Origin of the sequence: Nonomuraea cypriaca, from assembly GCF_015645445.1 — a bacterium.
Taxonomy (GTDB): Bacteria; Actinomycetota; Actinomycetes; order Streptosporangiales; family Streptosporangiaceae; genus Nonomuraea; species Nonomuraea cypriaca.
In genome coordinates, this window is record NZ_JADOGI010000025.1 from 44,190 (window position 1) to 69,729 (window position 25,540).

The window sequence follows — 25,540 nt, forward strand, 5'->3', positions numbered from 1 at the left end:
TTCCTTCCAGTTTCAGCGGGCGCCGTACAGCCAGTCGCTGTAGCGGAAATCCTTGGTGTCCCGCCGCTGCATCAGCTCATTGCGCAGGAGCCGGCCCAGCCCCTCGGTGTGCCAGATGTCACCCCAGACGCGGGCCGAGTTCTGCACCAAGGTGGTCTGCGGCTCGCGTTCGGCGACGACCTGGTCGAAGATCGGCTGCCACTGGCCGGTGGTCGGCATGCCGTCGTGGCGGTCGAGAGCACGACCGAGCGTCGCCGCGTCCTCGATGGCCTGGCAGGCGCCCTGCGCCAGGTACTGGAGCATCGGGTGGGCGGCGTCACCGACGAGCAGCGTCGAACCGCGCCGCCACTGCTGCGTGGGGGCCCGGTCGTACATCGGCCAGCGCCGGTCCCGCCACAGGTGGGCGAGGCCGTGCTTGACCTCGTCGCAGCACTCGCTGAAGGCGTTGTCGAGCTCCTCCACGCCGCCCCAGTCCGCGTGCCCTTCGGCGAAGCGCGGCGAGCGGAACACGGCGACCTGGTTGAGCATCTCGCCGTTGCGCAGGGAGTAGCGCACGAAGTGGCAGCCGGGTCCGACCCAGGCCACCACGTCCTCGAAGGCGTCCTCGCCCCGGGGCAGGGTGCCGCGGTAGGCGACGTAGCCGGAGGCGATGGGCTGGTCGCCGACGATCGAGTCGCGCAGCCGGGAGGTCAGGCCGTCGGCCGCGATGCACGCGTCGGCCTCCCAGGTGCCGCCGTTGGTCACCGTGATGGTCGCGCCCGCGGGCTCCCGCTCGGTGACCGAGTCGACCTCGGACGCGGTGATCAGCTCCACTCCTGCCTCGCGGGCCGCGTCGAGCAGAATCGTGTGCAGGTCACTGCGGTGGATGACCACGTACGGCGCGCCGTAGCGGGCCCGGAACTCCTCGCCCAGGTCCTGCCGGGTCAGTTCCGCGCCGTCGAGCGCGTCCTTCAGGACGATGCTGCGCGGCTCGTAGCCCAGCTGGAGGGTCTTGTCGAGCAGGCCCCATTCGGCCAGAATCCTGGTCGCGTTGGGGGCCAACTGCAGCCCGGCGCCGACCTCGCCGAATTCGTCGGCGCGCTCCAGCAGGGCGACCTCGACACCTCGTAACCGCAGCGCGAGCGCTGCCGTGAGGCCACCGATTCCCCCTCCGACGACGACAACCGGCCGGCTATTTTTCTTCACAACAGAACCTCTCGTGTCACGTCCATTGCGCCGGGAGCGGTCCCCAATCCAGGCACCCTGATGCGGAGACTCTGTGAGGACTACGTCAGACTCACAGATTCAGTGTGTCTTGCCCGGGCAGTTGTCGGGGCCCAAGCGCGATATTCTTCTGCAGTGCAGAAGAAGTACATTCAGCCGCCGCCGTACCCGATCGCCTCGGTGGACAACGCCCTGCGGATCCTGCAGATACTCCGGGATCAGGGCAGCGTCCGGCTGACGGATATCGCGACCGATCTGGGCGTCGCCGTCTCGACCGCCCATCGCCTGATGGCGATGCTGGTGTACCGGGGGTTCGCCGTCCAGGAGGACTCCAAGCGCTACGCCCCCAGCCCGGTGCTGGGCGTGGGAGCGGTGAGCTCCAGCTGGCACCGGGAAGTGCGCCAGGTGTTGCAGCCGGCGCTGGAGGCACTGTGCGCGCTGTTCGATGAGACGGCGAACCTGATGGTCAGGATCGGCGCGCACGTGCGGTTCCTGTACTCGGTTGAGGCGACGGCCATCCTGCGTGTGGGAGATCGGGCGGGCTCTGTGCTGCCCGCCCGATCCACCTCTGGCGGCAAGGCGCTGCTGAGCTACCAGAGCCACGACTATCTGGGGCGGCTCTACCTAGAGAACGTGGGCCTGGCGGCCGAGCACCGCCTGTCCCCCGCCGAGTTCCAGGAACTGCTCCACGAACTGGCCACGGTCCGGGCGCAGGGGTTCGCCGTCAACCGGGAGGAGTCCGAGAGCGGGGTCGGCGCGATCGGCCTGGTGGTCCTGGAGCCGGCGGGCCGTCCGATCGCCGCGTTCTCGCTGTCCAGCCCGATCTCGCGATTCGACCGGCTGTGCAGCCCGGACGCGCTGGCCCACCTGTTCCAGGCCCAGCAGGAGATGACTGAGGCGCTGCGGGAAGCCGGGCTGGACAAGCCCGATTCCCGCTGAAGCGCCCCGGCATCGCTGCTAGGCGAGCCCTTCCAGCTCGGCACGCGCGTCCATCGGCGTCCACCACGGGTCGATCCCGAGGTCCGACGCGATGACGCCCGCCCCGATGTAGCCGGCCCCACCGGTGATCGCGCCGTTGGGGTGGCACGGCGAACCGGCCATGTAAAGGCCGTCGATGCTGGTCCGGTAGCCGAAGTGGTTGTACATGACCTGGTCCGAGGTGAGCGCACCCATGAAGATGTCGCCGTAGCGCATGTTGGTGAGCTCCTGGGTGTACTCCTTCGCCGTGTAGGTGTAGGAGCCCAGCACGTTGTCCGGGGTCATGTTCGGCGCGTACTCCCGCCACTTGCTCAGGATGGCGTCGGCCAGGCCGTCGCGCACGCCGTCGATCGCGTCCGGGTTGCCCTCGATGTCGTACGGCACCACCTGCCAGGCGTACGCGGTGTGCTTGCCGGGCGGAGCCTGCCGCGGGTCGAGCACGCTGAGGGCCCCGGCGCCGAACTGGGCCTTGGTCGGGACCAGCTTCTGCTCCACCTGGTCGTGTGCCTCAAGCAGGCTGGCGATGGTCTCGGAGCCGACGTTGTACTTGAGCGCGCTGTCCACGTTGGGGTCGAACGCGCCGGACCGGTACTTGGGGGCCTCGTCGAGCGCCAGGTGCAGGCCGAACAGCGTCCACGGGGTGAACTTGTGCTGCGCGACCTTCTGCTGGACCGCGGCGGGCAGCTGCTCGCGCCCGACCATCTTCTCGAAGGTCTGGTACACGTCGATGGTGCTGGCCACGAACTGGCGCGCCTTCAGTACGGTGCCGTCGGGCAGCTCCACGCCGGTGGCGCGGTTGCCCTCCACGATGACGCGCTCGACCTGCGTCTGGTTGCGGAACTCGCCGCCGTTCGCGATGAAGGTCTCCATCAGCGACCGGGCCAGGTTCCAGCTGCCGCCCTCGGCCAGCTCGTAGCCGGTCGCCAGGTCGAAGGCGCGGATCAGCGAGCCGACCGGGCTGCCGGTGTTCAGCGCCTCGTGTAGCACGGTGCCGAAGAGGGAGAGCTTGAACAGGAAGAGCACCTTGACGTACTCGTTCTCGAACAGCTCGTTGACCGCGTCCAGCGGCTGCTTCTTGGTCAGCTCCAGGAACTCCGAGCCGAGCACCGACTTGCCCAGCATCTCGGCCCGCTCGGTCTCACTCAGCGGCGGCGCGAACCGCTCCTTGAGGAAGATGTTCTTCGTCATCTCCTCGGCCTTGATGTTCCACTCGCGGAAGGTCTTGGCGTCGTTGGCGGAGAAACGACCGATGTTGGCCGCGGTCTCATCGAGGTCGCGGGAGAAGACCAGCGCCGAGCCGTCGGAGTGCGGCTGCGCGAACTCGTAGCGCGGCACGATGTAGCGCATCTTGGCGGACAGCCCCAGGTCCTTGAACCAAGGTGTGGTGCTGATGCTGAAATGGTTGATCGAGTGCAGGTTGTGGTAAAAGCCGGGCAGCGTGCGCTCCTCGGTGGAAAGCCCGCCACCGTAGGTGAGCCGCCGCTCCAGCAGGAGAATCTTCAAACCGGCCTTGGCCAGATAGCTGCCCAGGATCAGGCCGTGCTGGCCCGCCCCGATGATGATCCCGTCGTACGAGTTCGCCGACGTCATGGTGAAGCTCCTCGTTCAGAATGTCGGTTCATACTTGCTGGTGCTGATCAAAACGCGGTCAGTTGAACGACATCCCGCCGTCCACCACGATCGTCTGGCCGGTGACGAAGCCGCTGTCCGGGCCGGCCAGGAACGCCATCGCGCCCAGCAGGTCGTCGGCGGTCTGCCGTCGCTTGATCGCCTGCCCGGCGATGATGTTCGCCACGTCGGCGGCTGTGACCGTCGCCCGCGGCACCTCGGTCTCGGTCGAGCCGGGCGCGATCGCGTTCACCGTCACCCCGCTGCCGCCCAGCTCGCGCGCGAGCGAGCGAGTCATGCCGACGATGGCCGACTTGGAGGCCACATAGTGCAGATATCCGGGCCGGCCCAGGAGCACGGCGCCGGAGGACAGGTTGATGATCCTGCCGTGTTCGGCGGCGCGCAGGTCCGGCGAGAACACGCGGCAGCCCACGAAGACGCCGCGCACGTTCACCGCCATCACGCGGTCCCATTCCGAGACCTCGATCTCCTCGAAGGGCTTCATCGCGAGCGTGGAGAAGATCGCGGCGTTGTTGACGAGGACGTCGACCCGCCCGAACCGCGCCAGGATCCGCTCCCTGGCCGCAGCCATGGGCTGCTCGTCGGAGACGTCGGCCTCGACTGCCAGGGCGTGCTCGCCCAGCGAGCCGGCGACCCGCTCGGCGGCTTCCGCGGTCAGGTCGACCACCGCCACCTGGTATCCCTGCTTGACCAGATCCCGCGCCACCGCGGCGCCGATGCCCTGGCCGGCACCCGTGACGACCGCCACCCGGTTCGCCGCGGCCTGGCCGTTCTCGGCGTTACTCATCGTTCCTCCTGCCTAGTTCCGTGCCGATGGCGGCCGGTCGTAGGGACGACCTGCCGCCCCGGCGGGTGCTCATACCGTGTAGCCCGTGTCCGCAGCACCGGCGAACAGCTCGTCCGGGGTGCGCAGGCGCTTGGCCAGGCCCTGCGCGTGGGAGTAGCGCAGGAACACCTCCAGGACGTGGCGGTTCGGTTCGACCCCGTAGGACCAGTAGTCCGCCCCGAGCGCGGAGACGGTCTCGGTAACGTGGTCATCGAGCCAGGGCAGCATGACTTTGAGCGCGCTGCGGTACAGCAGGTCCTCCTTGGCGATGCGCAAGGAAGCCGCGAACGCCTTGGTCAGCGACCGGGCGACCCACGGGTGCCGGTCCAGCAGCGCGCGCTTGATCACGACTGTGTGCATGATCGGGAAGATGCCGGTCTTGGCGTAGTACGCCTTCTCGGCGGCCTTCGGGTCGGCGAAGAGCCGCCGGACATCGGGTGCCCGGCCGAAGCACGACGGCACGCTGGCGGTCATCAGGGCGTCCAGTTCCCCGTCGGCCAGCATCTGGGAGAGCGTCTGGTCAGGCCCGATCGGCTGGATGTCCAGCTCGGCCGGCAGATCGAGGGTGATCTTCTCCTCGCGGCCCGGCGTTTCGACGCCGCCGGTGAAGTACTGCGGGGAGAACAGGTCCACCCCGTATTCGTCCGCCAACATGCCCCGCTGCCAGACACCGGCGGTGATCTGGTATTCCGGCACGCCGATCCGATTGCCGGCCAGGTCGGCCGGCTGCTCGATCCCGCTGCGGGAGTTGACGAAGATGGACTGATGGCGGAAGTAGCGCGACGGGAAGACCGGGATCGCCAGGAACGGCGGATCTTCCTGGTCGAGTGTGAGGACGTAGGAGGACAGGCTCATCTCGGCGATGTCGAACTCCTGGTACCTCAGCTGCCGGAAAAACGTCTCTTCCACGGGAAGCGCGAGGAAGTTCAGGTCGATGCCCTCCGGCTTGACCCGGCCGTCCTGGATCGCGCGTGTCCGGTCGTAGTCGAGGCAGGCGAAGGTGAGGTTGAGTTTCGTCATGATCTCTTTCGATGGTGAGAATCGGAGCCGCCGTGATGAGCCGCCCCCCGACGATTCGGCTGTTACTTGCTGATCCAGGCCTTGTCGAAGTGCAGGATCAGCTGAGATGAGGGCTTGATGCCGTGCACGGTCTCCTGCCAAGCGACCATCGAGGGCGTCTGGGCGAGGGGAACGCTGGGCACCTGCTGGTTCCAGGTCTCCTGGAGCTTGCCCATGATGGTCTTCTTCTCGGTCTCGTCACTGGTGGCGGCGAAGTCGAGCAGCAGCTGGCCCAGGTCGGTTGCCTTGTAGCCGATCGGGTTGCCCGCCCGGCCGATTCGGTCGTAGTACCGGGCGAAGACCTCACCGGGCTCGTCCGGCACGGACCAGCCGTACACCGAGATGTCGAAGTCGCCTTCGACGAGGACACGCCGGATCAGGTCCTGGACGGTCTGCGCCGGGGCGGTCTCGATCTGGAAGCCCACCGCGTTGAGCATCGCCTGCACAGTCAGGCTCGCCTCCGGCTGGGTCGGCGGGATGACCATGACGAGCTTGCCGTCGAAGCCGTCCGCCTTCGCCTGGGCGAGGAGTTCCTTGGCCTTGTTCGTGTCGGGCTTGATCCCGCCCACGCCGTTGGCCCAGCGCGAACCGGCCTGGAACACATCGTTGCCGGGCAGTCCCGTCCCGCCGGTGGCGCGCTGGTCGATGACCTTGGTGTCGATGGCGTACGCGATGGCCTGCCGGACCCGGACGTCCTCACCAGGGCGCGGCTTGCCGCCGATGCCATTGTTGATGAGCAGGATGGACCCGGTGTTCATCGGCTCGTTGTAGCCGCCGAAGTTCCCCTCCAGGATCGGGCGCATCACCTGAGGAGCCGACAGGAAGGCCGCGTCGACCCCCTTGGTGGTCATCAGGTCGCCCAGCGCCTGCGGAGTGGTCACCGGTACGAACCGGAGCTTGTCCAGGTACGGCTTGCCGTTCACGTAGTCCGGGTTGGCGGCCAGCACGAGTTCCTCACCTGGTGCCCACTTCTCCAGCTTGAACGGGCCGGCGCCGACCGGGTTGCGGACGAACTCCTTGCCGTACTGGTCGACCCCGGTCTTGGAAACGATGTTCCCCGGCGCCTGGGCCAGCATGAACGGGAAGTCCGCCCACGGCCGGCTGAGCTTGAAGACGGCCTTCATGCCATCGGCGGTGACCGTGTCGAGCGCGTCGTCGAGGAAGCCCGACCAGCCGCCGCCGGCGGCGATGTAGCGTTCGACGCTGTACTTGACCGCTTCGCCGTCCATGGGCGTGCCGTCGGTGAACTTGGTGCCTTCGCGCAGCGTCACCGTCCACTCGGTGTTGGCCTTGTTCGCCTCCATCTTCTCGGCGAGCTGAGGCTCGTACTTCTTGGTCGCCGGGTCATAGCGGACCAGCGAATCGTAGATCGCGGCGAGCTCCGACCCTCCGGTGCTGCCCGCGCCGAACTCGGTGGCCGGGTCGAGGCTATCGGCCTCCGTGCCTAACGCGTAGGTGAGCGTGCCGCCCTGAACGGGGTCACCGGCGGGGGCGTCGTTCTCGACAAAGCCCCGGGGGATCGGCGCCACGTTCGTGGCCTGGCTCGGCGTGGACGCGGCGCCGCCGCTGTCGCCGCTCTTGCCACCGCCGGAGCAGCCGGCCAGCAGGAGGGAGGTGGCGGCGAGGGCGAGTACGGCATGGCGAGCGGTGGTTATCATCTGGGTCCCTTCATGGGAGTCCCTGAGCAGCGCTGAACAGTCACTGATCAGTCTTCAAACGTGATGATCGGGAGCAGCTTGTCCCGGTTGAGGGAGGACCAGATCGCCTCGTCGCCCTTCTCGAACGGCAGCACCGGGTCGACCAGCGACATGGCGTCGAGGTATCCCATTTCGATGAGCTTGGCGAGGCGGGGGATGTCGCGGAGCACGTTGCCGCCACCGTAGGCGGCGGACAGGTACCGCTTGCCGTTGTAGTCGAACGGCCCGGGGGCCGGCGTCCACACCGAGGAGTCGTTGGTCTTGAGAGTGACGCCGGTGTGCACGAAGAACCCGCCGCGGCGGGTGGCCTGCACACCCTGGCTGATCAGGGCGGCCCCGGTGAGGTCGGCGGGCTTGCCGGTGGTGGGGTCGCCGAGGGTGGCGCCCGCCGCCTCGAAGACGTGGTCCGCGCCGGTGCCGCTGTAGAAGCCGATGGTGGGCTTGCCACCAGCCGCCATGTTCTCCGTCTCCGGACGGCAGAGCTCGTGGATGCGCTGGACCAGCGTGTCCCCGATCTCGTCGGTGTTCAGCACGACGTGTGCGCCGGCCTTCTTGGCGGCCTCGAGGCGGTGCGGGATGCGCTCGGCCGCGATGATCAGTCGCGCGCCGGACATCTTCGCGGCCTGGATGATGGACAGGCCCAGCGGACCCGCGCCTAGCACGACCACCGTGGACGCGATCTCGACCCGGGCGCCGATCAGGCCGAACGTCCAGCCGGGACCGGGCACGCAGGCGAGCGTCGCCAGCTCGATGTTGGACAGCGGCGAGTCGTTGACGGGGACCACCCACGGCTCCGGGCAGACGGCCAGCTCGGCGAAGCCGCCGGTGTGGTCCTGCCAGACCGGGGTGCCGTCCAACATCTCGGCGAACGGGGGGTTGTCCGGAGTGGCGAAGTCGAGGTCGTTCTTGTGCCCGCAGCAGTGCCATTCGCCGCGGGAGCAGCTGTAACAGGTTCCGCACGCGGGCAGCACCGGAGTGACCACACGGTCGCCGACCTTGACCCGGCGCACCTGCGACCCGACCTCGACGACGACGCCCATCGCGCCGTGGCCCGGACTGCGGGCGCGTCCGCCGAAGCCCGGGATGTGCTTGTCCGAGTCCAAGACGTTGGACACAAGTGTGTAACATGCTTGGGCGGCCAGGTTTCGAACCACTACGTCCGTGGGGCGGCGCGGTCGCAATCGCATCGGGAGGATTTCCAGGACGTTGCCGTGTCGCACCCAGCCACGGAACTCGGTGGCTTCGTCGGTCATGTGATTTCCCTTTTCTGTCGGCATCGTCGTGGTCGAACGCGGGACGATCCGGTGATGAGTGTCGCGGCGCGGGTTCGATGCGGGGGTGGGCCTCGCTGCTGCGATCCCTAGCCGCTGCCTGTCCATTCGCGTCAGCCTTGACTAGTCCCCGAGCATAGACTTCGGCTCTCAGACGCTCGAAAATGGCCCTTGAGATTCTGGCGGACAGAATCTTCACGCGCTGACCGGGTGCGGACGCTACGTCTCCGACCATGCGGTCTGTGTAATCCCCACTGATAACGAGTGGGTTGCGGCGCAGAAACCGTGGCTAGGCAGACCCGATGTTTCTACTCCGCAGAAATCTTGAGATCCGCTCTGTCGCGTCGATTAACCCGATTGTCATACTCCCGACATGGAGCCTGCTGTCGCGTATCCCATCGAGTCTGTCGGGAATGCTCTTCGACTGATCCACCTCCTGCGGGACTCCGGGGAGCTGCGGGTCACCGATGCGGCTCGCGCTTTAGGCGTGGCGCCTTCCACCGCGCACCGGTTGATGATGATGCTCGTCCATCACGGTTTCGCGGAGCAGAACGCGCGGCGGATGTACCAGCGGGGCTGGGCCCTGCGCGCCACGGCGGACGCTCCGCCGGGGGCCGAGCTGGCGACCTTCGCCCGTGATCATCTAGTGGAGCTGAGCCGGCGGCTTGGTGAGACCGTGCACCTGGTCCGGCTGCAAGGCACGGCGGCCATCTTCGTCGATGGCGTGGAGACCGTGCGCCGGCATCAGGTCCATGTCACCTCACGTGCGGGAATGTCGATGCTGGCACACTGCACGGCGGCCGGTAAGGCCATTTTGGCCCGTCTGACCCCGGCCGAGCTCGCGGCCTTGTACCCGCGCGGGCTTCCGTTGACGTACGGCCCCGGCCCCTGCGACATGGGCACGCTCAAGCGGCAGCTGGCTACGATCCGCCGGAACGGCTACTCCGTCAATGACGAGGAGAGCGAGCGCGGCCTGATCGGGATCGGCGTCTGCGTGACGGACGCCTCGGGTCAGCCGCTGGGCTCGGTCGCGACCGGCATCCCACTGCTGCGGTGCCCGGACGCGCTCATTCCCGATATCGCCAACGAACTCTCCAGAACCGCCCGCGCCATCGAAGCGTCGCTGGCGCAGAGGGCACCGGCGACGCTGCCGGAGCATCACGGGCACCTGACCGTCGGCTGAGCCTCCGGCGCGTATTCCCTGATCATGCCCAGTTCGTGCCTGGTCGCGGTCGGCACTGGCCTCACTTTCACCGCCATGCCGGCGCTCGTGCTGAAGTCCACGCCCTCCTACCAGGCCGCCGCCGCGGCCCTCGGAGCCGCCGTCCTGACGGTACGGCTGATCGCGATAACGCGGCGGGGCGAGGACTGACGCCGGGCTAGGCCACCTCGTGGCAGGCGATGAACTGATCGTCCTGCTTGCGCTCCAGCCGAGGTTCCTCGACGGCGCAGCGCGGGGTGGCCAGCGGGCACCTGGTCCGGAACCGGCATCCGGACGGCGGGTTCAGCGGCGAGGGCAGGTCCTGCCCCGCCGGGGCCTTGGCCGGCGCCACCCGGCTGGCGTGGATGGACGGCACCGAGTCCAGCAGCAACTGGGTGTAGGGGTGGTGGGTGGCGGGCCGGTCCAGCGCCTCCACGTCGATGACCTCGCAGACCTTGCCGAGGTACATGACCAGGATGCGGTCGCTGATGTTCTTCACCACGGCCAGGTCGTGCGCGATGAACAGCATGCTGAGCTGCCGCTGAGCCTTGGTCTCCCTGAGCAGGTTGAGCATCTGGGCCTGGATGGACACGTCCAGGCTGGCCAGGATCTCATCGCAGATGAGCAGTTCCGGCTCCATGAGCAGGGCGCGGGCGACGGACACCCGCTGGCACTGCCCGCCGGACAGCTCGTGCGGGCGGCGGTTCCACACCACGTCCGGGTCCAGGCCCACCGAGTCGAGGACGTCGCGGGTGTCCTGGTCGCGGGACTCGGCGGTGCCGCGCCCCCAGATGGAGACGCCTTCCTGAACCAGGTCCTTGACCTTGCGGCGCGGGTTCAGCGACGCCACCGGGTCCTGGAAGATGATCTGCATGGCCACCCGGCTGCGGCGCAGCGCCTGCTTGTCGAGCGAGCCGAGATTCTGGGCGTTGAGCCGGACCTGGCCGCTGGTGGGCGCCGGCAGGTGCATGACCGCGCGGGCGACCGAGGACTTGCCGCAGCCGGACTCGCCCACGATGCTCAGCGTCTCGCCGGGCAGCACGTCGAAGCTCACCCCGGAGACCGCCCGCACGGTCTGGTCGCCCTTGGTGCGGAACTCCACCACCAGGTCCTGGACGGTCAGCCGGGCGCCGTCGTCGCGCAGGTGCGCCTTACCCGTTCCGGCCATCGGACTTTCCTCCCTCGGAGACACCGGCCGCGCCGACCGGGTGGAAGCAGGCGAGCGTACGGCCGTCGGCGGCCTGCTCGACCGGCGGCTGGGTCTGGCGACACTGGTCCTGCACGTTCGGGCAGCGCGGCGAGAAGTGGCAGCCGCCGGGCCAGCGCGCCAGGTCCGGAGGCCGTCCGGGCACGGTCGTCAGCACCGTCCGCGCGGGGCTTTCCAGCTGGGGGGTCGAGGCGAGCAGGCCCCGCGGATAGGGGTGGCGCTGGTGGCGGAAGAACTCCTCCGCCTTGGCGCTCTCCACGATCCGGCCGGCGTACATGACGGCCACCCGGTCGCTGCGGCCGGCCACGATCCCCAGGTCGTGGCTGATGAGGATGGTCGCCATCTGGCGTTCCTCGCACAGCACGGCCAGCAGGTCGAGCACCTGCCGTTGCACGGTCACATCGAGCGCGGTCGTCGGCTCGTCGGCGATAAGCAGCCTCGGATCGCAGGACAGCGCCATGGCGATCATGACACGCTGCCGCATTCCGCCGGACAGCTCATGCGGGAACTGGTCGAACCGCCGGGCCGCCTCAGGGATGCGGACCGTGTCGAGCAGTTCGATGGCGCGCCGCCGCGCTTCGCTCCGGCTGAGCTCGTTGTGCTGGCGGAGCGTCTCGGTGAGGTGCACGCCGATCCGCTTGACCGGGTTGAGCGAGCTGAGCGGATCCTGGAAGACCATGGCGATCTGCGCGCCGAGCAGGGCACGGCGCTCCCTGACCGAGGCGCGCAGCAGGTCCGTGCCGTCGAATTCGACGGTGCCGTGCACGGCTGTGGTCCGCGACGGGGCGACCAGGCCCATGATGGTCCGGCCGAGCACGGACTTGCCGGAGCCGGACTCGCCCACGATGCCCAGCGTCTCGCCGGCGTGCAGATCGAAGGAGACGCCGGCCACGGCGGGGACCGTGCCGCGCGCGGTCTGGAACTCCGTGCGCAGGTCGCGGATGTGCAGGAGGGGCTTGGTAGCAGTGGTCACAGTTTCACCTGCCGGGTGTCCCACACCTTGCGCAGCCGTTCACCGATGAGGTTGAACGAGAAGACGGTGAGGAAGAGGATGAAGGCTGGCACGATCACCAGGAAGGGGTGCTCCTCCATCTTGCCGTCCTGGCCTTCCGCGATCATGTTGCCCCAGGTGGGCTGCGGTGGCCGGATGCCGATGCCGAGGAAGCTGAGGGATGCCTCCGCCACGATGAGCGCCGAGATGTAGATCATGCCGAGCGGGATGATGGCCAGCGCCACGTTGGGCAGCAGCTCCCGCACGATGATCCGGCTGCGCTTGGCGCCGAGCGCCCGTGCCACCGTCACGTACTCGCGCTGGGACAGCGCCAGCGTCTGGGCGCGGGCCACCCGGATCATGCCGGGGATGGCCACCAGGGACAGCGCGATCACCATGTTCTGCGGCGTCGGCCGCAGCACACTGGCGAGGGCGATCAGCATGATCAGGGTCGGCACCGACAGCAGCGAGTTGGTGAACACGCCGATCACCATGTCGACCTTGCCGCGCAGGTAGCCGGCGGTGATGCCGAGGATGCCGCCGATGGCCATGCCGACCAGGACGGCGCTGATGCACACGGTCAGCGAGACCCGCGCCCCGTAGATGACCCGGGCGAGCATGTCCAGGCCGAGCGCGTTGGTGCCCAGCGGGTGCGTGGAGGACAGGTCCGGCGGCGCGTAGATCGGCTCCAGCAGCGTCAGCGCCGAGTCCTCGTGCTCGCCGAGCGTCAGCAGCGGCGCGATCAGCGCCAGCACCGCCAGCGCGATCAGCCAGATCGCGCATAGCCAGTTGAGCAGGTCGAAACCGGCGCCCACCAGGCCGCGCCCGAGGCGGGAGCCGCCCCAGAACGCGACACCGGCGCCCACCAGCCCGATCAGCACGCGGGCCACCGCGGCCAGGTCCGGGACCAGGAAGGCGGCCACCACGACGATGACGAGACCCGCGATCGTCGCCACCAGCGGGACGAGCCAGCCAGGGGCGGCCGGGGGCGGCGTGGCGACGCCGCCGGCGGCCGACGCGGGGGTGCTGGGCGAGGAAGTCTCCGCTGGGGAGATGTGGTCAGCTTTGGGCACGGCGAATCCTCGGGTCGACGATGCTGTACGCGGCATCGACAAGGGTGTTGATCACGACATAGGTGACCGCGATGACGAGCACCGCGCCTTGGACGATCGGCAGGTCGCCTTGACCCGCGGCCTTGACGACCAGGGAGCCCATGCCCGGCAGCGAGAACAGCGTCTCGACGATGACCGTGCTCCCGATCAGCGAGGCGAGGCTGAGCCCCACCACGGTGATGATGGAGTACGAGGACGGGCGGAAGGCATCGAACAGCATGATCCGCCACGACGGCATTCCCTTGGCCCGGGAGGCCAGCACGAAGTCCTCTTGGAGCGTGTTCACCAGGTCGCTGCGGAGCAGCCGGGTGAAGGTGGGGATCTCCAGCAGGGCGATCGTGACCATCGGGAGGAACGCGTGATACAGGTTGTCGGGTAGGGATTCGGTGATGCGGACCCAGTGAGCCCGCGGGAACAGCTCGAACTGGTTGACCGCGACCGCGATCAGCAGCAGACCGGCCACGAAGCTCGGCACCGACAGGATGCCGAACGTGATCGCGCTGACGATCCGGTCCACCACGCCGCCGGCCCGGTAGGCCGAGATCATGGCGAGGGGAATGGAGATCAGCAGGGCCAGGATGAGCGCCATCACCGCGAGCTGCAAGCTCACCGGGAAGGCGGCCAGCAGTCGTTCGGTCACGTTGCTCCGCGGGGGGATCAGCGAGGTGCCGAAGTCCCCCCGCAGCACTGAGCCCAGCCAGTCCACGTATCTGCCGAGCAGGGGATCGTTGAGTCCGAGTTCCTGGCGTACCTGGGCGTAGGCCTCTGGAGGTTGGCCTTCGCCCAGGATCGCCACCGCGGGATCACCGGGTAGGAGAGCGGACAGCATGAACGTGCCGAAGCTGACGATCAGCAGCACCGTCACAAGTTGCACAGCCTTGCCGGCCAACCGGCGAGCCCGCACACCACCACCGCGCGTTCGTTTCACAGTGGCTTTCACACTCGGTGTGCTGGCGGGGCTGCGTGGCACCTCGACGTCGTCGTAGACCATCGCTCTCCTTTACAAACGTGGCGCCCCTATCGCGTTAGGGTCGCAACGCCCCCATCACGTTCACGGACTTGACTTGGGTGAAGCTGAGAAGTTCGTCGAGGCACTCCTCCCGGCCGATGCCGGAGGACTTGAAGCCGCCGTACGGCACGCCGGGGAAGTGCTGGGACGAACCGTTGATCCACACGAAGCCGGCCTCCAGCCGGTGCGCGAGGCGGTGCGCCCGGTTCAGGTCCCGGGTCCACACGCTCGCCGTCAGGCCGAAGTCGAGGCTGTTGGCCAGCTCGACGGCTTCCTCTTCGGTGTCGAAGGTGAAGATGCTGAGGACCGGGCCGAAGATCTCCTCGGTGGCCACCCGCATCTCGGTGCTCACCTGGGAGAGCACCGTAGGCGGATAGAAGTAGCCGGTGTCGATTTCGACCGGGCCGCCGCATTCGAGGTGGGCCCCGTCGACGAGCGCCTCGTCCACGAGTTCGCGGACGCGGTCCCACTGCTGAGCCGACACCAGCGGCCCGACTTCGGTGGTTTCCTGCAGGGCCGGGCCGACCCGGAGCGCGGCGAAGCCGGCCACCACGTTGGCGCGGACCTTGTCGGCGACGCTGGTGTGCAGCAGCAGCCGGGAGGTGGAGCCGCAGGACTGCCCGGTGCTGGCGTCCAGGTTCATGCCGCGCACCGCGCTCTCCGCGGCGGCGTCCAGATCCGCGTCCGGGAAGACGATCATCGCGTTCTTCCCGCCCAGCTCCAGGCTGACCGTCTTTACCGCCGACGAGGCGGCGGTGGCCTGGATGATCCGTCCGGTCCGCTCGCTGCCGATGAAGGCCAGCCGGCGCACGCGGGGGTGCGCCACCAGGGCCGCGCCGGTCTCCGGCCCGTGCCCGCTGACCACGTTGAGCAGGCCGGGAGGCAGCACCTCCTGGGCCAGCTCGCCGAAGCGCAGCGCCGACAGCGGGGTCTGGTGGGCCGGTTTGATGATCAGCGCGTTGCCGGCGAGCAGCGGTGCCGCCGCCTTACCGACCGCGAACATGAGCGGGTGGTTGAAGGGCAGGATGCGGCCCACCACGCCGTACGGCTCGCGCCGCGTGTAATGCAGGTGGTCGGACGAGGCCGGGATGACCTCGCCGGTGAGCTGGAGCGCCCAGCCGGCGAACAAGCGCAGCGAATCCGTGGCCCGGTGGACGTCCAGGGTCATCGACCGCAGCGGGCTGCCGAGGTCCACGGCGTCCAGCACGGCCAGCTCCAGCGCGTGCTCGTCGATCAGCGTGGCCAGCTCCCTGAGCAGTTGGGCCCGCTCCCGCGGCGCGACCTCGGCCCACAGCGCCGCGGCCTCCGTGGCCGCGGCGACCGACAGGTCGACGTCGGCCTCGTCGCCGTCCGGGACGTGCGCCAGCAGGCTCCGGGTGCTCGGGTCATAGGTCGGGTACGTGCGGCTGGAGACCGCCTCGACGAGCCGGCCGCCGATCGCGAGTCGCCACGGATGGTCGGCGATCTTGTTGACCAGGCTGTTGATCACGCGCATGTCGGGGTGGTCGACCCCGGTCGCGATACCCGTCACGGGTGAACTCCAGGTGATACGTCGAGCCGCCGGCCGTTCCGGCGCGGCTCCGCAGGCGGGTGGGTCAGGCGGTCGTGGTCAGGCACTGGCGGCCAGGGCCTCAGCGCTGAGGTAGCCGAACGTCATGCCGGCGGCCAAGGTCGCGCCGGCGCCCGGGTAACCCACGCCGAACACGCTGGCGGCCACATTGCCGCAGGCGTACAGCCCGCCGATCGGCCCGCCGAGAGCGCGCTGCACCTGGCCGGTGGCGTCGGTGGCCGGGCCGCCCTTGGTGCCCAGCGTGCCCAGCTCGATCTGGACCGCGTAGTACGGCCCGGCCTCCAGCGGGCGCAGGTTCCGATGTGGGCTGACCTTGACGTCACCCCGGTAGGTGTCGTACGGCGATTCGCCCCGGTGGAACTCGGGGTCCACGCCGGTGGCGGCGTACTCGTTGTACCGGGCCACCTGGTCGACCAGGCCGGCCACGTCGACACCGATCTTCTCGGCCAGTTCTGCGATGGTGTCCGCGGTCGGCATCCAGTTCGGGGTGGGCGTGTCGGGGGTGCAGGTCGCCACCGAGTACGAGGAGCGGAACCGCTGGTCGAAGACGAGCCAGGACGGCTGGTTGATGTACTGGTATTCCTGCGGGTCGAAGGTGCTCAGCGCCTTGCACAGGTCGTTGTAGTTCATCGCCTCGTTCACGAAGCGCCGGCCGTGCCGGTTGACCATGATGCCGCCGGGCAGCGCGCGCAGGCTGCTGGTCGGGCGGAACAGAGGAGCGCCGTCGTAGGTGTCGCCCTTGGCGTGGATGGTGGGGGTCCACCAGGCTTCGCTCATGTTGCCGAGCGCCGCGCCGACGCCCATCGCCATGCGCAGGCCGTCGCCGGTGTTGGCGGGCGGGCTGGCGGGCGACTCCATCGGCCGGCCGAGGAACTGGGTGACCAGGTCCTGGTCCCACTCGAAGCCGCCGGAGGCGAGGACCACGCCGCGCCGCACCTCGATGCGAGTGAGCTCGCCGTCCAGTTCGACGTCGATGCCGGTGACGTTGCCGTCCGGGCCGCGGAACAGCTCCTTGGCGGGGCTGGACACGTGGACCTGCACGCCGGCCTGGAGGCAGCCGTAGAGCAGCCGGCCACAGAGGGCGGCGCCCAGGCCGACGATGCCCCGGGACACCCGGTCGGCGATCAGCGCCCAGTCCCAGCGGTCGAGCGTGTCCTGGCCCCAGGCGTCCACCTCAAGGCGCGTGATCGGCACGCCGCTGTGCGGGGCGCGCAGCTTGTCCTTGAATTCGCCGAGCAGGTTGGTGTCGAACAGGTCGCCCTGGATGGTCCGCCCGGTCAGCGCGCCGGGCAGGGCCGGCTGGTAGTCGGGGTGGTCAGGGTTGGCCTCGAAGCTGATCCCGGAGTGCTCGATCACGTAGTCGAGCATCGGGTTGATCGTGTCGAGGAAGGTGGTGAGCAACTCCTCGTCCACCTTGCCCATGGTGATCTCGCGCAGGTAGGCCAGGGCGTCCTCGCGCGAGTCGGTCTTCCCGATGTCGGCGAGGTAGCGGTTGACCGGCGCCCAGATCGATCCGCCCGACACGACGCTCGTCCCACCGATGGCCGGAGCCTTCTCGACGACGATGACCTTGAGGCCCTTCGTCGCCGCCGTCAGTGCCGCGGTGAGGCCCGCCGCACCGGATCCCACGACCACGACGTCAGTGGTTGTCATGATTCCCCTCCCAGAGCGTTTCGGATGCGTGTGCAGATGTCGTCCGCCGCCGGCTTCAGCATCGGATTCATGAGGATTTCGAGCATGGGAGCCATCGGCCCGCCTGGGCTGACCTCCAGGATGAAGGTCAACCGGCTGCGTTCCCCCGACCCGGCTGCGGCCGGTCGGGCCGGGCTCGGCGTGCTGGGGGCGGGGGCCGGGCTCGGCGTCCTGTCCTTGCCGCCGGAGCGGCGGCTGAGGATTCGGTTGATCACGCGGAACCAGAACTTCTGCCACCAGGACGAGCTCGCGATGACCGGAGCCGAGGCGGTCGCGGGACCGGCGTCGCCGGTCTTCTCCGCGTCCAGCCGCTCCACCCGGAACGAGCCGGTGCCGGTGATGCGCTCGGTGAGGCCGGTGAGTTCGAACTCGGCGACCTCGTTCGGGATCAGCTTGACGAGGTCGGTCTGGACGTCGACCTCTCGGGCGAGGATCCCGACATCGCCGCGGAGCGTCCAGATGGCGCGCTTCTCGTCGACGACGTTGAGCTTCTGGAAGCCGATCACGAACTCGGCCCAGTTCTGGTAGTTCATCATGTACAGCCACAGCTCCTCGACGCCCACGTCAAGGTCAACCGACTGCTGCCCACCGATCATGTGTGCGATCCGATCTTGCTGACGACCATGTTGAGGAGACTAGAGGTCCCCGAATGACTGTTTCGGGTGACCTTGGGCAGTTCTGGTGTCCAGAAGATCGAAATGCCCGGCTGGTCACGGTGCGGTGGAACACCTGACCGGATTCGGTCCGCGTGGAACAGGCCGCTGCCGCGCTTCTCGGCGGACGCGGGCAGGCCGAAGGCGCGGGGGCCCATGCCGGTCGATCCTCTGCGCGCGCTCCCACCGTCAGCGAGATTGATCGAATTGGCTGCTATTACACGGGGACTCGGGCTGTCATGTCCGTTGAGCCGCGCCGAGCATCGACCTGGCCAGCGCTTCTGTAGCGAGTTCCGCTGAGGTGGTGAGCGAGCCGAGCAGAGGCTCGGCTAGAACCGCGGCTCCGAGGCCCGCGGAGGTCACCAGCCGGGCCAGTGCCTTGCGGGGTCTGCTGGTCAGGCTTATCGCGGAGCCGAGTACGTCGCGGGCGGCGTACCCGTCACCAGACGCGATCGTCTCCGCCATCGTCCGGGCGAGCAGTCGGTCGGCCACGATCGGATCGGTGGCGCCGGCGAGGGTGGTCACGGTCAGCCCGAGTCGGGCGCGGTAGACCGCGTAGCCCGGCACCGGCGTGCTCCCGAGGAATTGTCCGACCATCGCGGTGACGTCCCGGCTGTCCGAGGTGCCGTTCGTGTTCGAGCACATCACGTTCAGGCAGGCCGCGACCTGGCGTTCCCAGGGCTCGGTCAGCTCGCACTCCTGCAGTATGATCCGCGCGGTCTGGCGGGCGCCGTGGAGGCAGTGCGCGATGATCTCGGCCTGGCGCCCCTCCATCAGGTGCGTTCCGATGCCGCTGTGGACTCGGGCGTGGGTGACGGCTTCGTCCCAGCGTCCGACCATGGCCAGAGCGCGGACGCCGTCGGCGAGATACTGCAGCCACACCCATTCGCGGAGCTTGTGGTGCTCCTGCCGTGTTCCTACGAGGTCGGCCAGCGGGAGGGTGTGCCCTTCGACGATGAGATCGGCGTGTGCGGTGACCGCCTGATACAGCGCGTCGAGGAGTCGCAGGGCCTGGTCGCCGTTGTCGGCGCGGATGTGCAGGCGGGCGAGGTTGAGTACGGGTTCGATCATGTATCTGGCCTGGAGTACGGTGAGCCGGGGTCCGGCCTGCCGGTAGATGTTGATGTGCTGCCAGCACAGGTCGTGGGCCAGGTCGGCGAGACCGCAGTCGCCGGCCAGCAGGGCGGCCTTGTTCAGGGCGTGAGCCGCCTGGTGCATGCCGTCCGTGCCTGGGTGTTCGGCAGCGCTCTCGGTGATCTCCTTGATTCGGTCCTGGGGTGAGGGGCAGGCGGGGAGCGGGCGGCCGAGGAGGGGGAAGCGGCGTACGGCGTGCAGTGTGGTGATGTCCATGGTCGGCTCCGGAGCAGGAGGGCGGACTTGGCCGCGTGGGCGACGATGCCTTCGATGGTGATGGCGGTGCCGGGCGGAACTCGGCTACGCGGGCGAAGACATCGCCACGCTCGAAGCAGTCCAGACCGGCCCTTCGAAATAACGCATTGATCAGTACGAGGGGCAGTTCGCAGCGGCCGGGACGGGGCGTGTCCTGGCGGGCGGAGCCCAGCACTCCGCCGCTGGCGGCCGCTAAGCCGGTGTGCTCGAATCTCAGGGGGATGGTCACCGAGATCCCTCTCTCTGGATCGGTCATGAGTCGCGCAGGCAGCGCCAGCTCGCGTTACACGCGCTGGTGCTGCACGTCGTGAAAAACCCGTCGCCGGTGGCGCACATCATGATCGCCAGCGGCGTGGTGGCCTCCACGGCGCGCATGTCCAACTCGAACTCCTCCTCGGCCACTACATCCGCAGGGACGTCAGTCGCGTCGAGAGTCAGTGGGGACATCGGAATCACTCTCCTCACATTCCGGGGTCGGGTGTGGGCATCGGTTCGGGAGAGCTGGAACCGCAGCCCACGACAGGGTCCGATGCCTGGCGTGGGCTGCGGGCCTTCTGGACGGCGCGGGCAGCCTGGTCTGCCCGCGCCGCAGCGCGCGGCCCGCTGAAACTGCCACATCACAGCGGGCCGCGCCAAGACGCGGCGGGCGCCCCCGTGGGGCAGCCCCGCCTCGCCTCGTTCTCATCCCCCGGCTTCTCCGTCGAGAGCTGACGCTCATGCGACGTACTCACGAACCGTCACCTCCCGAACGGATCCAGATAGCTGACCTGCATGCCATGGTGAGCGGCCACCGGCGCAGACAGCGAGACGCGGCACTTATACGGTTGCCTGCTCAGGACGTGATCAGTGCGGCTGATCACCTTGGCCGATCAGTTCGGCTGACACCCCTTCGCCGGCCTCCGGCCTAGTTAGGCTGAACGTAAGCCACCTGGCCGGGAAAGGTCACCGATGAACGTCAGCCCTCCAAGCAGGCAGGACATCGACCGCCGCGTCTGGGAAGACCCAGCGATGCGGCAGGCGCTCGCCGTCCGCGACATAGCCGCCATCTTCCGCCTACTGGCAAGGCGCGGCCTGTCCCAGCGAGTGATCGCCGCGCGTACCGGCCAGGCGCAGTCGGAGGTCTGCGCGATCGTCGCGAGCGGCCGTCAGGTCATGGCGTACGACGTGCTCAGCCGCATCGCCGACGGCCTCGGCATCCCCCGCGGCTACATGGGCCTGCCCTACGACACGTCATCGACCCCCGCGACAGCCTCCAGGCGGGAGGACGACGAACAGGCATCCCGCCTGCTGGCCCACGCCGCCCAAGTGACCGTCGGCGCGATCGAAGGCAGCGTCGAGCAGTGGGCCGACCCGCTCCCCCACGTCGCCACCCCCGTACCGGAACGGATCGGCATCACCGACGTCGCGCAGGTGGAATCGGCAACCTGCGCGCAACGCGTCCTGGACTACCAGCACGGAGGCGGAGTCTGCCGCAGCGCGGTAGCAGCACAGTTGGCGTGGTCACAGCAACTGCTCCGCGCCTCGTGCTCCCCGGAGGTCGCGCGGCGCCTTCACCGAGCGCTGGCCGACCAGCACAACTTGGCGGGATGGACGTCCTTCGACGTCGGCCTCTACGGCCCCGCCAGAGATCACCTGGCCCGCGCGCTGGAACAGGCCAGGTACGCGAACGACCCCTCGCTGATGGCCAACGTCCTTTACCGGATGGGCCGCGTCTACCTGCACTGCGGCCGCGTACAGGAGACCCTGCGCTTCTTCCAGCTCGGACAGATCTGCGCCCAAGACGCCAGCTGCGAACGTACCGTGGCGATGCTGTGCGCCAACGAGGCCTGGGCATACGCGCTGCTCGGCAACGCCGAACTGGCGTTCAAGTCGATCAACCGGGCTCGCGATGAGCTCGACCGCGCCCCCGAGCACTCTGCTCCCTCCTGGGTGACCTTCTTCGGCTACACCGACCTCGCCTCCACCTACGGCATGATCCACGCCTGCCTGGGTCCCGCGCACCTGGAGACCGCCGTCGACCACCTCACCGAAGCGGTCGCCGGCCGCGACCCGAGCATGACCCGCAGCCGCGCCTTCGAGCTGACCGCCCTCGCCGCCGTGTACCTGAAGGCAGGAGAGATGACCAAGGGAATCAACATCGGCCGCCAGGCCGTCACACTGGCGACGGAACTCCATTCCATGCGGGTCATCGACCGCCTGGCGCCCTTGCAGGAAATCGCCGTAAGACGCTCCGATCACCATCACGAGGCTCGCGACCTCGCCCAGCGCATCTCAGCCCTGCGTGCCGCATGAAGACGACCACCGAGGGGCTCACCCGCGGACGACTCAACGACCTGCTGGATGCCGTCTGCGCCAGTACTGGACTCTCCTCCCGCGAGGCCGAGCTGCTCAAGTTCACCAACAACGCCGTCTTCCGCCTCCGCCGGGCGCCTGTCGTCGTACGCATCGCCGGATCCGCGGCCACACGCACCCGCGTACCGACCGTGGTGCAGGTCGCCCACTGGCTGGCCCGCCACGACTTCCCCTCGGTACGACTGCTGGCCGACGTCGAGCAGCCGTTAAGCGTGGATGGCCACCTGATCACCCTGTGGGAGTGTGTACCGGAAGTCGGCCCGCGCCCTGGTGGCACCGACCTAGGGATCCTGCTGCGGGACCTGCACGCCCTGGCCGACCCGCCGCACCTGCCGAAATGGCGGCCCATGACGGAGATCCGCCAACGTCTGAACGAGCCGGAAGAACTATCCGCCGACGACCATGCCTTCCTCCAGCACGAATGCGACGACGTCGAAGAACAACTCGCCACCCTCAACTACACGCTCGCCCCCGGAATCATCCACGGAGACGCGTTCCTCGGAAACGTCATCGCCGGCCCGCACGGCCCCGTGCTGTGCGACTTCGACAGCACCACCATCGGCCCGCGCGAATGGGACCTGACCCCGGTGGCGGTCGGCAGCCTGCGCATGAACTACCCCGTGGACGAGCACAACCCGCTGGCCAAGGAGTACGGCTTCGACGTGACCCGCTGGGAAGGCTTTCCGGTCCTGCGACGGCTCCGCGAACTCAAACTGGTCACCAGCGTGCTGCCCATCCTGCGAAGCAATCCGACGATCCGGCCGCAGTGGGAGCATCGCATGCGCAACTTCAAAACCCGCGACCTGACCGTCAGGTGGCAGCCGTACCGGTGAGAGGGTATTGACAGCGAATTGCATGACGCACTGCGGCACCTCCTGGACGTAGCACGACCCAACCTGCGCGTTCAGGCCCCACGAGCGCAACGACGGAGGCTGCGATCATGCATGATTTCCGGATGATGAGGATCGAGGCGCCGTGGGGACCCTGGGAAGCCGCGCCGCTTGACGAGGTCGTCACGCTGATGCGCGGGCTGGCGGCACCGTGGTGGGTAGCCGGCGGGTACGCGATCGAGCTGGCCGTGGGCCATGCTTATCGCGAGCATGGCGACGTCGATATCGCGCTGCTGCGTCGGGACCAGCTCGCAGTGCGGCGGCTACTGAGCGGCTGGGACGTTCATGTCGCTGCCGTGGCCGGGACACTGCGGCCATGGGCACTCGACGAGGTGCTGCCCGAGCAGGCGCACGACATCTGGGTACGCGAGCATCTGGACGGGCCATGGCGGTTCCAGCTCATGCTCGACGAGGCCGACGGAGAGGAGTGGATCTACCGGCGTGACTCTCGGATCCGCCGCCCGCTGGCCGGGTTGACCACCGAGGAGGACGGTTTCCACCGGCTTGTCCCAGAGGTGCAACTGCTCTACAAGGCCAAGGGCGCGCGGCCGAAGGACGAGACCGATTTCGAGGCGATCCTCCCGATGCTGAGCGACGGGCAGCGGCGCTGGCTGGACAAGGCACTGGAGACCGAGCACACCACACATCCCTGGCGCGAGCGCCTGCGCCAGATGGCTTGAGACGTCCGGCGGTTGACGGCGTTGGGTGCGTTGGTGGCCTGGCAGGTGTACGGGGTGGCCAGTCAGCGGGTGCTGGTGACGGCTCGTGATGTGCCGGTCGGTCAGCAGGTGCAGGCGCAGGATCTACGTACGGTCGCGCTCGGCCTGGATGCGGCGGTCCCGTCCGTGATGCGGAGGGGAAGAGCGCGCTGATCTTCGCAACCGAGTTGCTCGACGCGCTCAAGAGGAACGGGCGGGGGCAGCAGTTCGGGTCGTAAGTACACGTTCGGCATTGTGCCCATGTGTTACGACGAATTCGTGCCCCTCAAGCCGGCGCTGGAACGGCGCACACTGCGGCGCTGGTCGGGCGGCGGATTAAATATCGCGTAATGATCGGCTAGCCGAGCCCTTAGCTGCTGGGGATCGTAGCCGTCCCACTCCTGCACCGGGGACTCGGCGGTCATCCCGTAGGTCGCCTCGTACTGGCCGAGACGCTCTGCGCTTTGCGCCTCCTGCCATTCGGCCAGCGATGCCGCCGCGATGGGCATGCTGTCGGACCCGCGCAGCTCGACCTGCCGGGCAACCCAGCCCTCGGCGTCGACCTCGAGGTAGAACCAGATGTCCTCGTCATCCCAGTAGGCGCGGAACCACTGCATCACCCCTCCATGATGCACACACCAAGCGGAGCGACAGGGACCGGTTGCGATCAGCCCAGGAACAGCGAGCGGGGTTCCGTCACCGTGTTCACCGCCGTGATCACGTTCGCGCTGCTGCTGTGCGCCGGGCTCATGGTGGACGGCGGCGCCAAGATCCAGGCCTACCGCGAAGCCTACGCCGCAGCCGAGGAAGCCGCCCGCGCCGGAGCTGGCCAGATGAACACCGGCCACGCCTACACCCACGGCCGATTCGAAATCGACACCACCCAGGCACTGTCCGCCGCCCGCGCCTACCTGTCCGCCGCCGGCCACACCGGCACCGTCTCCACGACCGGCAACCAGGTCCGGATCACCGTCACCGTGTCCCGCCCCACCACGCTGATCTCCCTGATCGGCTCGGCACCGTGACCGCCGCAGCCACCGCCAGCGCACGGATGTTCCACGGCATCGAACAAGGACGACCATGACGATGTACGGGCCGCGTCACCCTCTTCTCGCCAGAACCGCCGCCGCCGCGGCACTCACCGCCCTGCTGGCCGGGATCCCCGCCATCCTGCTGACCTTCTTCTGGCCGATTGATCTGCCCACCCTCGACGACCTGGCCACCCCGGGCACGGTGTGGAGCTGCTGGGCCCTGTTCGCTCTCGCAGTAACGGTGGAATTGGTAGGCACGGTCCGCGCCCGGCGCAGCCAGGTACGCCTGCCGTTCCAACGACTCGCCGTCTACCTGATCACCACGATCACCCTCGCCGCGACCGCCCCCGTAGCCGCACCCCGCGCCCTGATCCCAGCCGCAGCCGTCGCCGCCACCCCCACCGAGGTCCCCGACCACGCTACGACCGCGGAACCAGCCAAGTTTGAGACCGCGAAACCGTACATGACCTACGTGATCCAGCCGAGGGACACCCTCTGGACGATCGCCGAAAACCACCTCGGCGACCCCATGCGCTACCGGGACATCATCACCCTCAACCAGGGCCGCACCATGAACGACGGACAACCCTTCAACCGAGGCGAGTGGCTGCAGCCTGGCTGCATCCTGCACCTGCCCGCCGACGCCAGGAAAGAACCGTCCAAGCCGGAGCAGGCCCGGCTTCAGAGCACGCATACCGTCGCATCTGGCGAAACTCTGTGGGGAATCTCCCAACAGCACCTCGGAAAGGGCGCCTACTACAAAGCGATCTTCAGGCTGAACAAGGGACGCCCGCAACCCGGCGGAGCAATACTCGCCCAAATCAACCACGACCTGACCGGACTGGCCCGCGTCAAGGCCGGCCGCCAGCCCGACCCAACCGCCTCCGTGATCGACACCCAGAGCGTTAAGACCTCTACCAATGTGCCTCTGAACAGCCAGGGAGCGGACGCCGCCAATTATCTGGGGCTGGATGTTATGCCGGGCAAGGTGGATCAGGGCTGGCCAGCGAAGGTCTGACAGCGCGACTGCCAGAGATAATTACAAGTTCTCCAGGAAGGCGAGCAAGCTATCGCCGGGACGG

Annotated in this window: 24 protein-coding genes and 1 pseudogene; 9 read left to right on the forward strand and 16 right to left on the reverse strand. The window is 68.3% G+C overall.

What is annotated here, in order from left to right:
• Window positions 1–12: 12 nt before the first annotated feature.
• Window positions 13–1,185 carry an FAD-dependent monooxygenase gene (locus ITP53_RS11105; protein WP_195895263.1) on the reverse strand — a complete coding sequence of 391 codons (1,173 nt, stop codon included), beginning with the start codon at window positions 1,183–1,185 and terminating at the stop codon, window positions 13–15.
• A gap of 153 nt (window positions 1,186–1,338) precedes the next feature.
• Here ITP53_RS11105 and ITP53_RS11110 point away from each other — a divergent pair, with 153 nt between their 5' ends.
• Window positions 1,339–2,142: an IclR family transcriptional regulator gene (locus ITP53_RS11110; protein WP_195895264.1), complete on the forward strand. Its 804-nt coding sequence runs from the start codon at window positions 1,339–1,341 to the stop codon at window positions 2,140–2,142.
• An 18-nt stretch (window positions 2,143–2,160) separates the two neighbouring features.
• Here ITP53_RS11110 and ITP53_RS11115 read toward each other — a convergent pair whose 3' ends face one another.
• From ITP53_RS11115 to ITP53_RS11135, 5 genes are all read right to left on the reverse strand, one after another.
• Window positions 2,161–3,771 carry a phytoene desaturase family protein gene (locus ITP53_RS11115; protein WP_195895265.1) on the reverse strand — a complete coding sequence of 537 codons (1,611 nt, stop codon included), beginning with the start codon at window positions 3,769–3,771 and terminating at the stop codon, window positions 2,161–2,163.
• A gap of 58 nt (window positions 3,772–3,829) precedes the next feature.
• Entirely contained in the window at window positions 3,830–4,597 is a 768-nt protein-coding gene (locus ITP53_RS11120; protein ID WP_195895266.1) for an SDR family NAD(P)-dependent oxidoreductase, read from the reverse strand.
• A 69-nt stretch (window positions 4,598–4,666) separates the two neighbouring features.
• Window positions 4,667–5,656, reverse strand: coding sequence for a PhnD/SsuA/transferrin family substrate-binding protein (locus tag ITP53_RS11125; protein ID WP_195895267.1), 990 nt, complete (start codon window positions 5,654–5,656; stop codon window positions 4,667–4,669).
• A gap of 62 nt (window positions 5,657–5,718) precedes the next feature.
• Window positions 5,719–7,353: an ABC transporter substrate-binding protein gene (locus ITP53_RS11130; RefSeq protein WP_195895268.1), complete on the reverse strand. Its 1,635-nt coding sequence runs from the start codon at window positions 7,351–7,353 to the stop codon at window positions 5,719–5,721.
• Between the two features lie 47 nt (window positions 7,354–7,400).
• Entirely contained in the window at window positions 7,401–8,771 is a 1,371-nt protein-coding gene (locus ITP53_RS11135; RefSeq protein ID WP_328814365.1) for an alcohol dehydrogenase catalytic domain-containing protein, read from the reverse strand.
• A 265-nt stretch (window positions 8,772–9,036) separates the two neighbouring features.
• Here ITP53_RS11135 and ITP53_RS11140 point away from each other — a divergent pair, with 265 nt between their 5' ends.
• Together ITP53_RS11140 and ITP53_RS11145 are read left to right on the forward strand one after the other, a co-directional pair.
• Window positions 9,037–9,846, forward strand: a complete 810-nt coding sequence (locus ITP53_RS11140; RefSeq protein WP_195895270.1) for an IclR family transcriptional regulator — start codon at window positions 9,037–9,039, stop codon at window positions 9,844–9,846.
• A 24-nt stretch (window positions 9,847–9,870) separates the two neighbouring features.
• Window positions 9,871–10,035, forward strand: coding sequence for a hypothetical protein (locus tag ITP53_RS11145; protein WP_195895271.1), 165 nt, complete (start codon window positions 9,871–9,873; stop codon window positions 10,033–10,035).
• 7 nt (window positions 10,036–10,042) lie between these two features.
• Here the strand turns inward: ITP53_RS11145 and ITP53_RS11150 are convergent, their stop codons facing one another.
• From ITP53_RS11150 to fxlA, 9 genes are all read right to left on the reverse strand, one after another.
• Window positions 10,043–11,032, reverse strand: coding sequence for an oligopeptide/dipeptide ABC transporter ATP-binding protein (locus ITP53_RS11150; protein ID WP_195895272.1), 990 nt, complete (start codon window positions 11,030–11,032; stop codon window positions 10,043–10,045).
• Window positions 11,016–12,044: an ABC transporter ATP-binding protein gene (locus tag ITP53_RS11155; RefSeq protein WP_195895273.1), complete on the reverse strand. Its 1,029-nt coding sequence runs from the start codon at window positions 12,042–12,044 to the stop codon at window positions 11,016–11,018. The genes ITP53_RS11150 and ITP53_RS11155 overlap by 17 nt, the downstream gene beginning before the upstream one ends.
• Window positions 12,041–13,135 carry an ABC transporter permease gene (locus ITP53_RS60215; protein WP_207755825.1) on the reverse strand — a complete coding sequence of 365 codons (1,095 nt, stop codon included), beginning with the start codon at window positions 13,133–13,135 and terminating at the stop codon, window positions 12,041–12,043. Before ITP53_RS60215 ends, ITP53_RS11155 begins: the two co-directional genes overlap by 4 nt.
• Window positions 13,122–14,114 (reverse strand): ABC transporter permease, encoded by a 993-nt coding sequence (locus tag ITP53_RS11165; protein ID WP_407941221.1) that lies wholly within the window; start codon window positions 14,112–14,114, stop codon window positions 13,122–13,124. Before ITP53_RS11165 ends, ITP53_RS60215 begins: the two co-directional genes overlap by 14 nt.
• Window positions 14,115–14,199: 85 nt before the next feature.
• Window positions 14,200–15,714: an aldehyde dehydrogenase family protein gene (locus tag ITP53_RS11170; RefSeq protein WP_328814367.1), complete on the reverse strand. Its 1,515-nt coding sequence runs from the start codon at window positions 15,712–15,714 to the stop codon at window positions 14,200–14,202.
• A gap of 78 nt (window positions 15,715–15,792) precedes the next feature.
• Window positions 15,793–17,406, reverse strand: coding sequence for an FAD-dependent oxidoreductase (locus tag ITP53_RS11175; protein ID WP_195895275.1), 1,614 nt, complete (start codon window positions 17,404–17,406; stop codon window positions 15,793–15,795).
• Complete coding sequence (locus ITP53_RS11180; RefSeq protein WP_195895276.1) at window positions 17,403–18,041, reverse strand: SRPBCC family protein; 639 nt, start codon at window positions 18,039–18,041, stop codon at window positions 17,403–17,405. The genes ITP53_RS11175 and ITP53_RS11180 overlap by 4 nt, the downstream gene beginning before the upstream one ends.
• Before the next feature lie 294 nt (window positions 18,042–18,335).
• The gene (locus ITP53_RS11185) at window positions 18,336–19,448 is read right to left on the reverse strand and encodes a hypothetical protein (protein ID WP_195895277.1); all 1,113 of its coding nucleotides are present in this window, start codon (window positions 19,446–19,448) and stop codon (window positions 18,336–18,338) included.
• Window positions 19,449–19,739: 291 nt separating this feature from the next.
• Window positions 19,740–19,934, reverse strand: a complete 195-nt coding sequence (gene fxlA, locus ITP53_RS11190) for an FxLD family lanthipeptide (RefSeq protein ID WP_195895278.1) — start codon at window positions 19,932–19,934, stop codon at window positions 19,740–19,742.
• 501 nt (window positions 19,935–20,435) lie between these two features.
• On the opposite strand from fxlA, the gene ITP53_RS11195 reads away from it, so the two are divergent.
• The 4 genes from ITP53_RS11195 (at window position 20,436) to ITP53_RS11210 (ending at window position 23,601) form a co-directional block, all read left to right on the forward strand.
• A complete protein-coding gene (locus ITP53_RS11195) occupies window positions 20,436–21,779 on the forward strand; it encodes a helix-turn-helix domain-containing protein (RefSeq protein WP_207755826.1) in 1,344 nt (447 codons plus the stop codon).
• Window positions 21,776–22,672, forward strand: a complete 897-nt coding sequence (locus tag ITP53_RS11200; protein ID WP_195895279.1) for a phosphotransferase enzyme family protein — start codon at window positions 21,776–21,778, stop codon at window positions 22,670–22,672. Before ITP53_RS11195 ends, ITP53_RS11200 begins: the two co-directional genes overlap by 4 nt.
• A 122-nt stretch (window positions 22,673–22,794) precedes the next feature.
• Window positions 22,795–23,409, forward strand: a complete 615-nt coding sequence (locus ITP53_RS11205) for a nucleotidyltransferase domain-containing protein (protein ID WP_195895280.1) — start codon at window positions 22,795–22,797, stop codon at window positions 23,407–23,409.
• Between the two features lie 33 nt (window positions 23,410–23,442).
• Window positions 23,443–23,601 carry an SAF domain-containing protein gene (locus ITP53_RS11210; RefSeq protein WP_195895281.1) on the forward strand — a complete coding sequence of 53 codons (159 nt, stop codon included), beginning with the start codon at window positions 23,443–23,445 and terminating at the stop codon, window positions 23,599–23,601.
• Window positions 23,602–23,693: 92 nt separating this feature from the next.
• Here the strand turns inward: ITP53_RS11210 and ITP53_RS11215 are convergent, their stop codons facing one another.
• The gene (locus ITP53_RS11215) at window positions 23,694–24,044 is read right to left on the reverse strand and encodes a hypothetical protein (RefSeq protein WP_207755829.1); all 351 of its coding nucleotides are present in this window, start codon (window positions 24,042–24,044) and stop codon (window positions 23,694–23,696) included.
• A 9-nt stretch (window positions 24,045–24,053) separates the two neighbouring features.
• Between ITP53_RS11215 and ITP53_RS11220 the strand changes: the two genes are divergently transcribed.
• Both ITP53_RS11220 and ITP53_RS57260 read left to right on the forward strand, forming a co-directional pair.
• Window positions 24,054–24,452: a pilus assembly protein TadG-related protein gene (locus ITP53_RS11220; protein WP_195895283.1), complete on the forward strand. Its 399-nt coding sequence runs from the start codon at window positions 24,054–24,056 to the stop codon at window positions 24,450–24,452.
• An 820-nt stretch (window positions 24,453–25,272) separates the two neighbouring features.
• Window positions 25,273–25,413 (forward strand): annotated as a pseudogene (locus tag ITP53_RS57260) (IS5/IS1182 family transposase); the annotation flags it as partial.
• Between the last annotated feature and the right edge of the window lie 127 nt (window positions 25,414–25,540).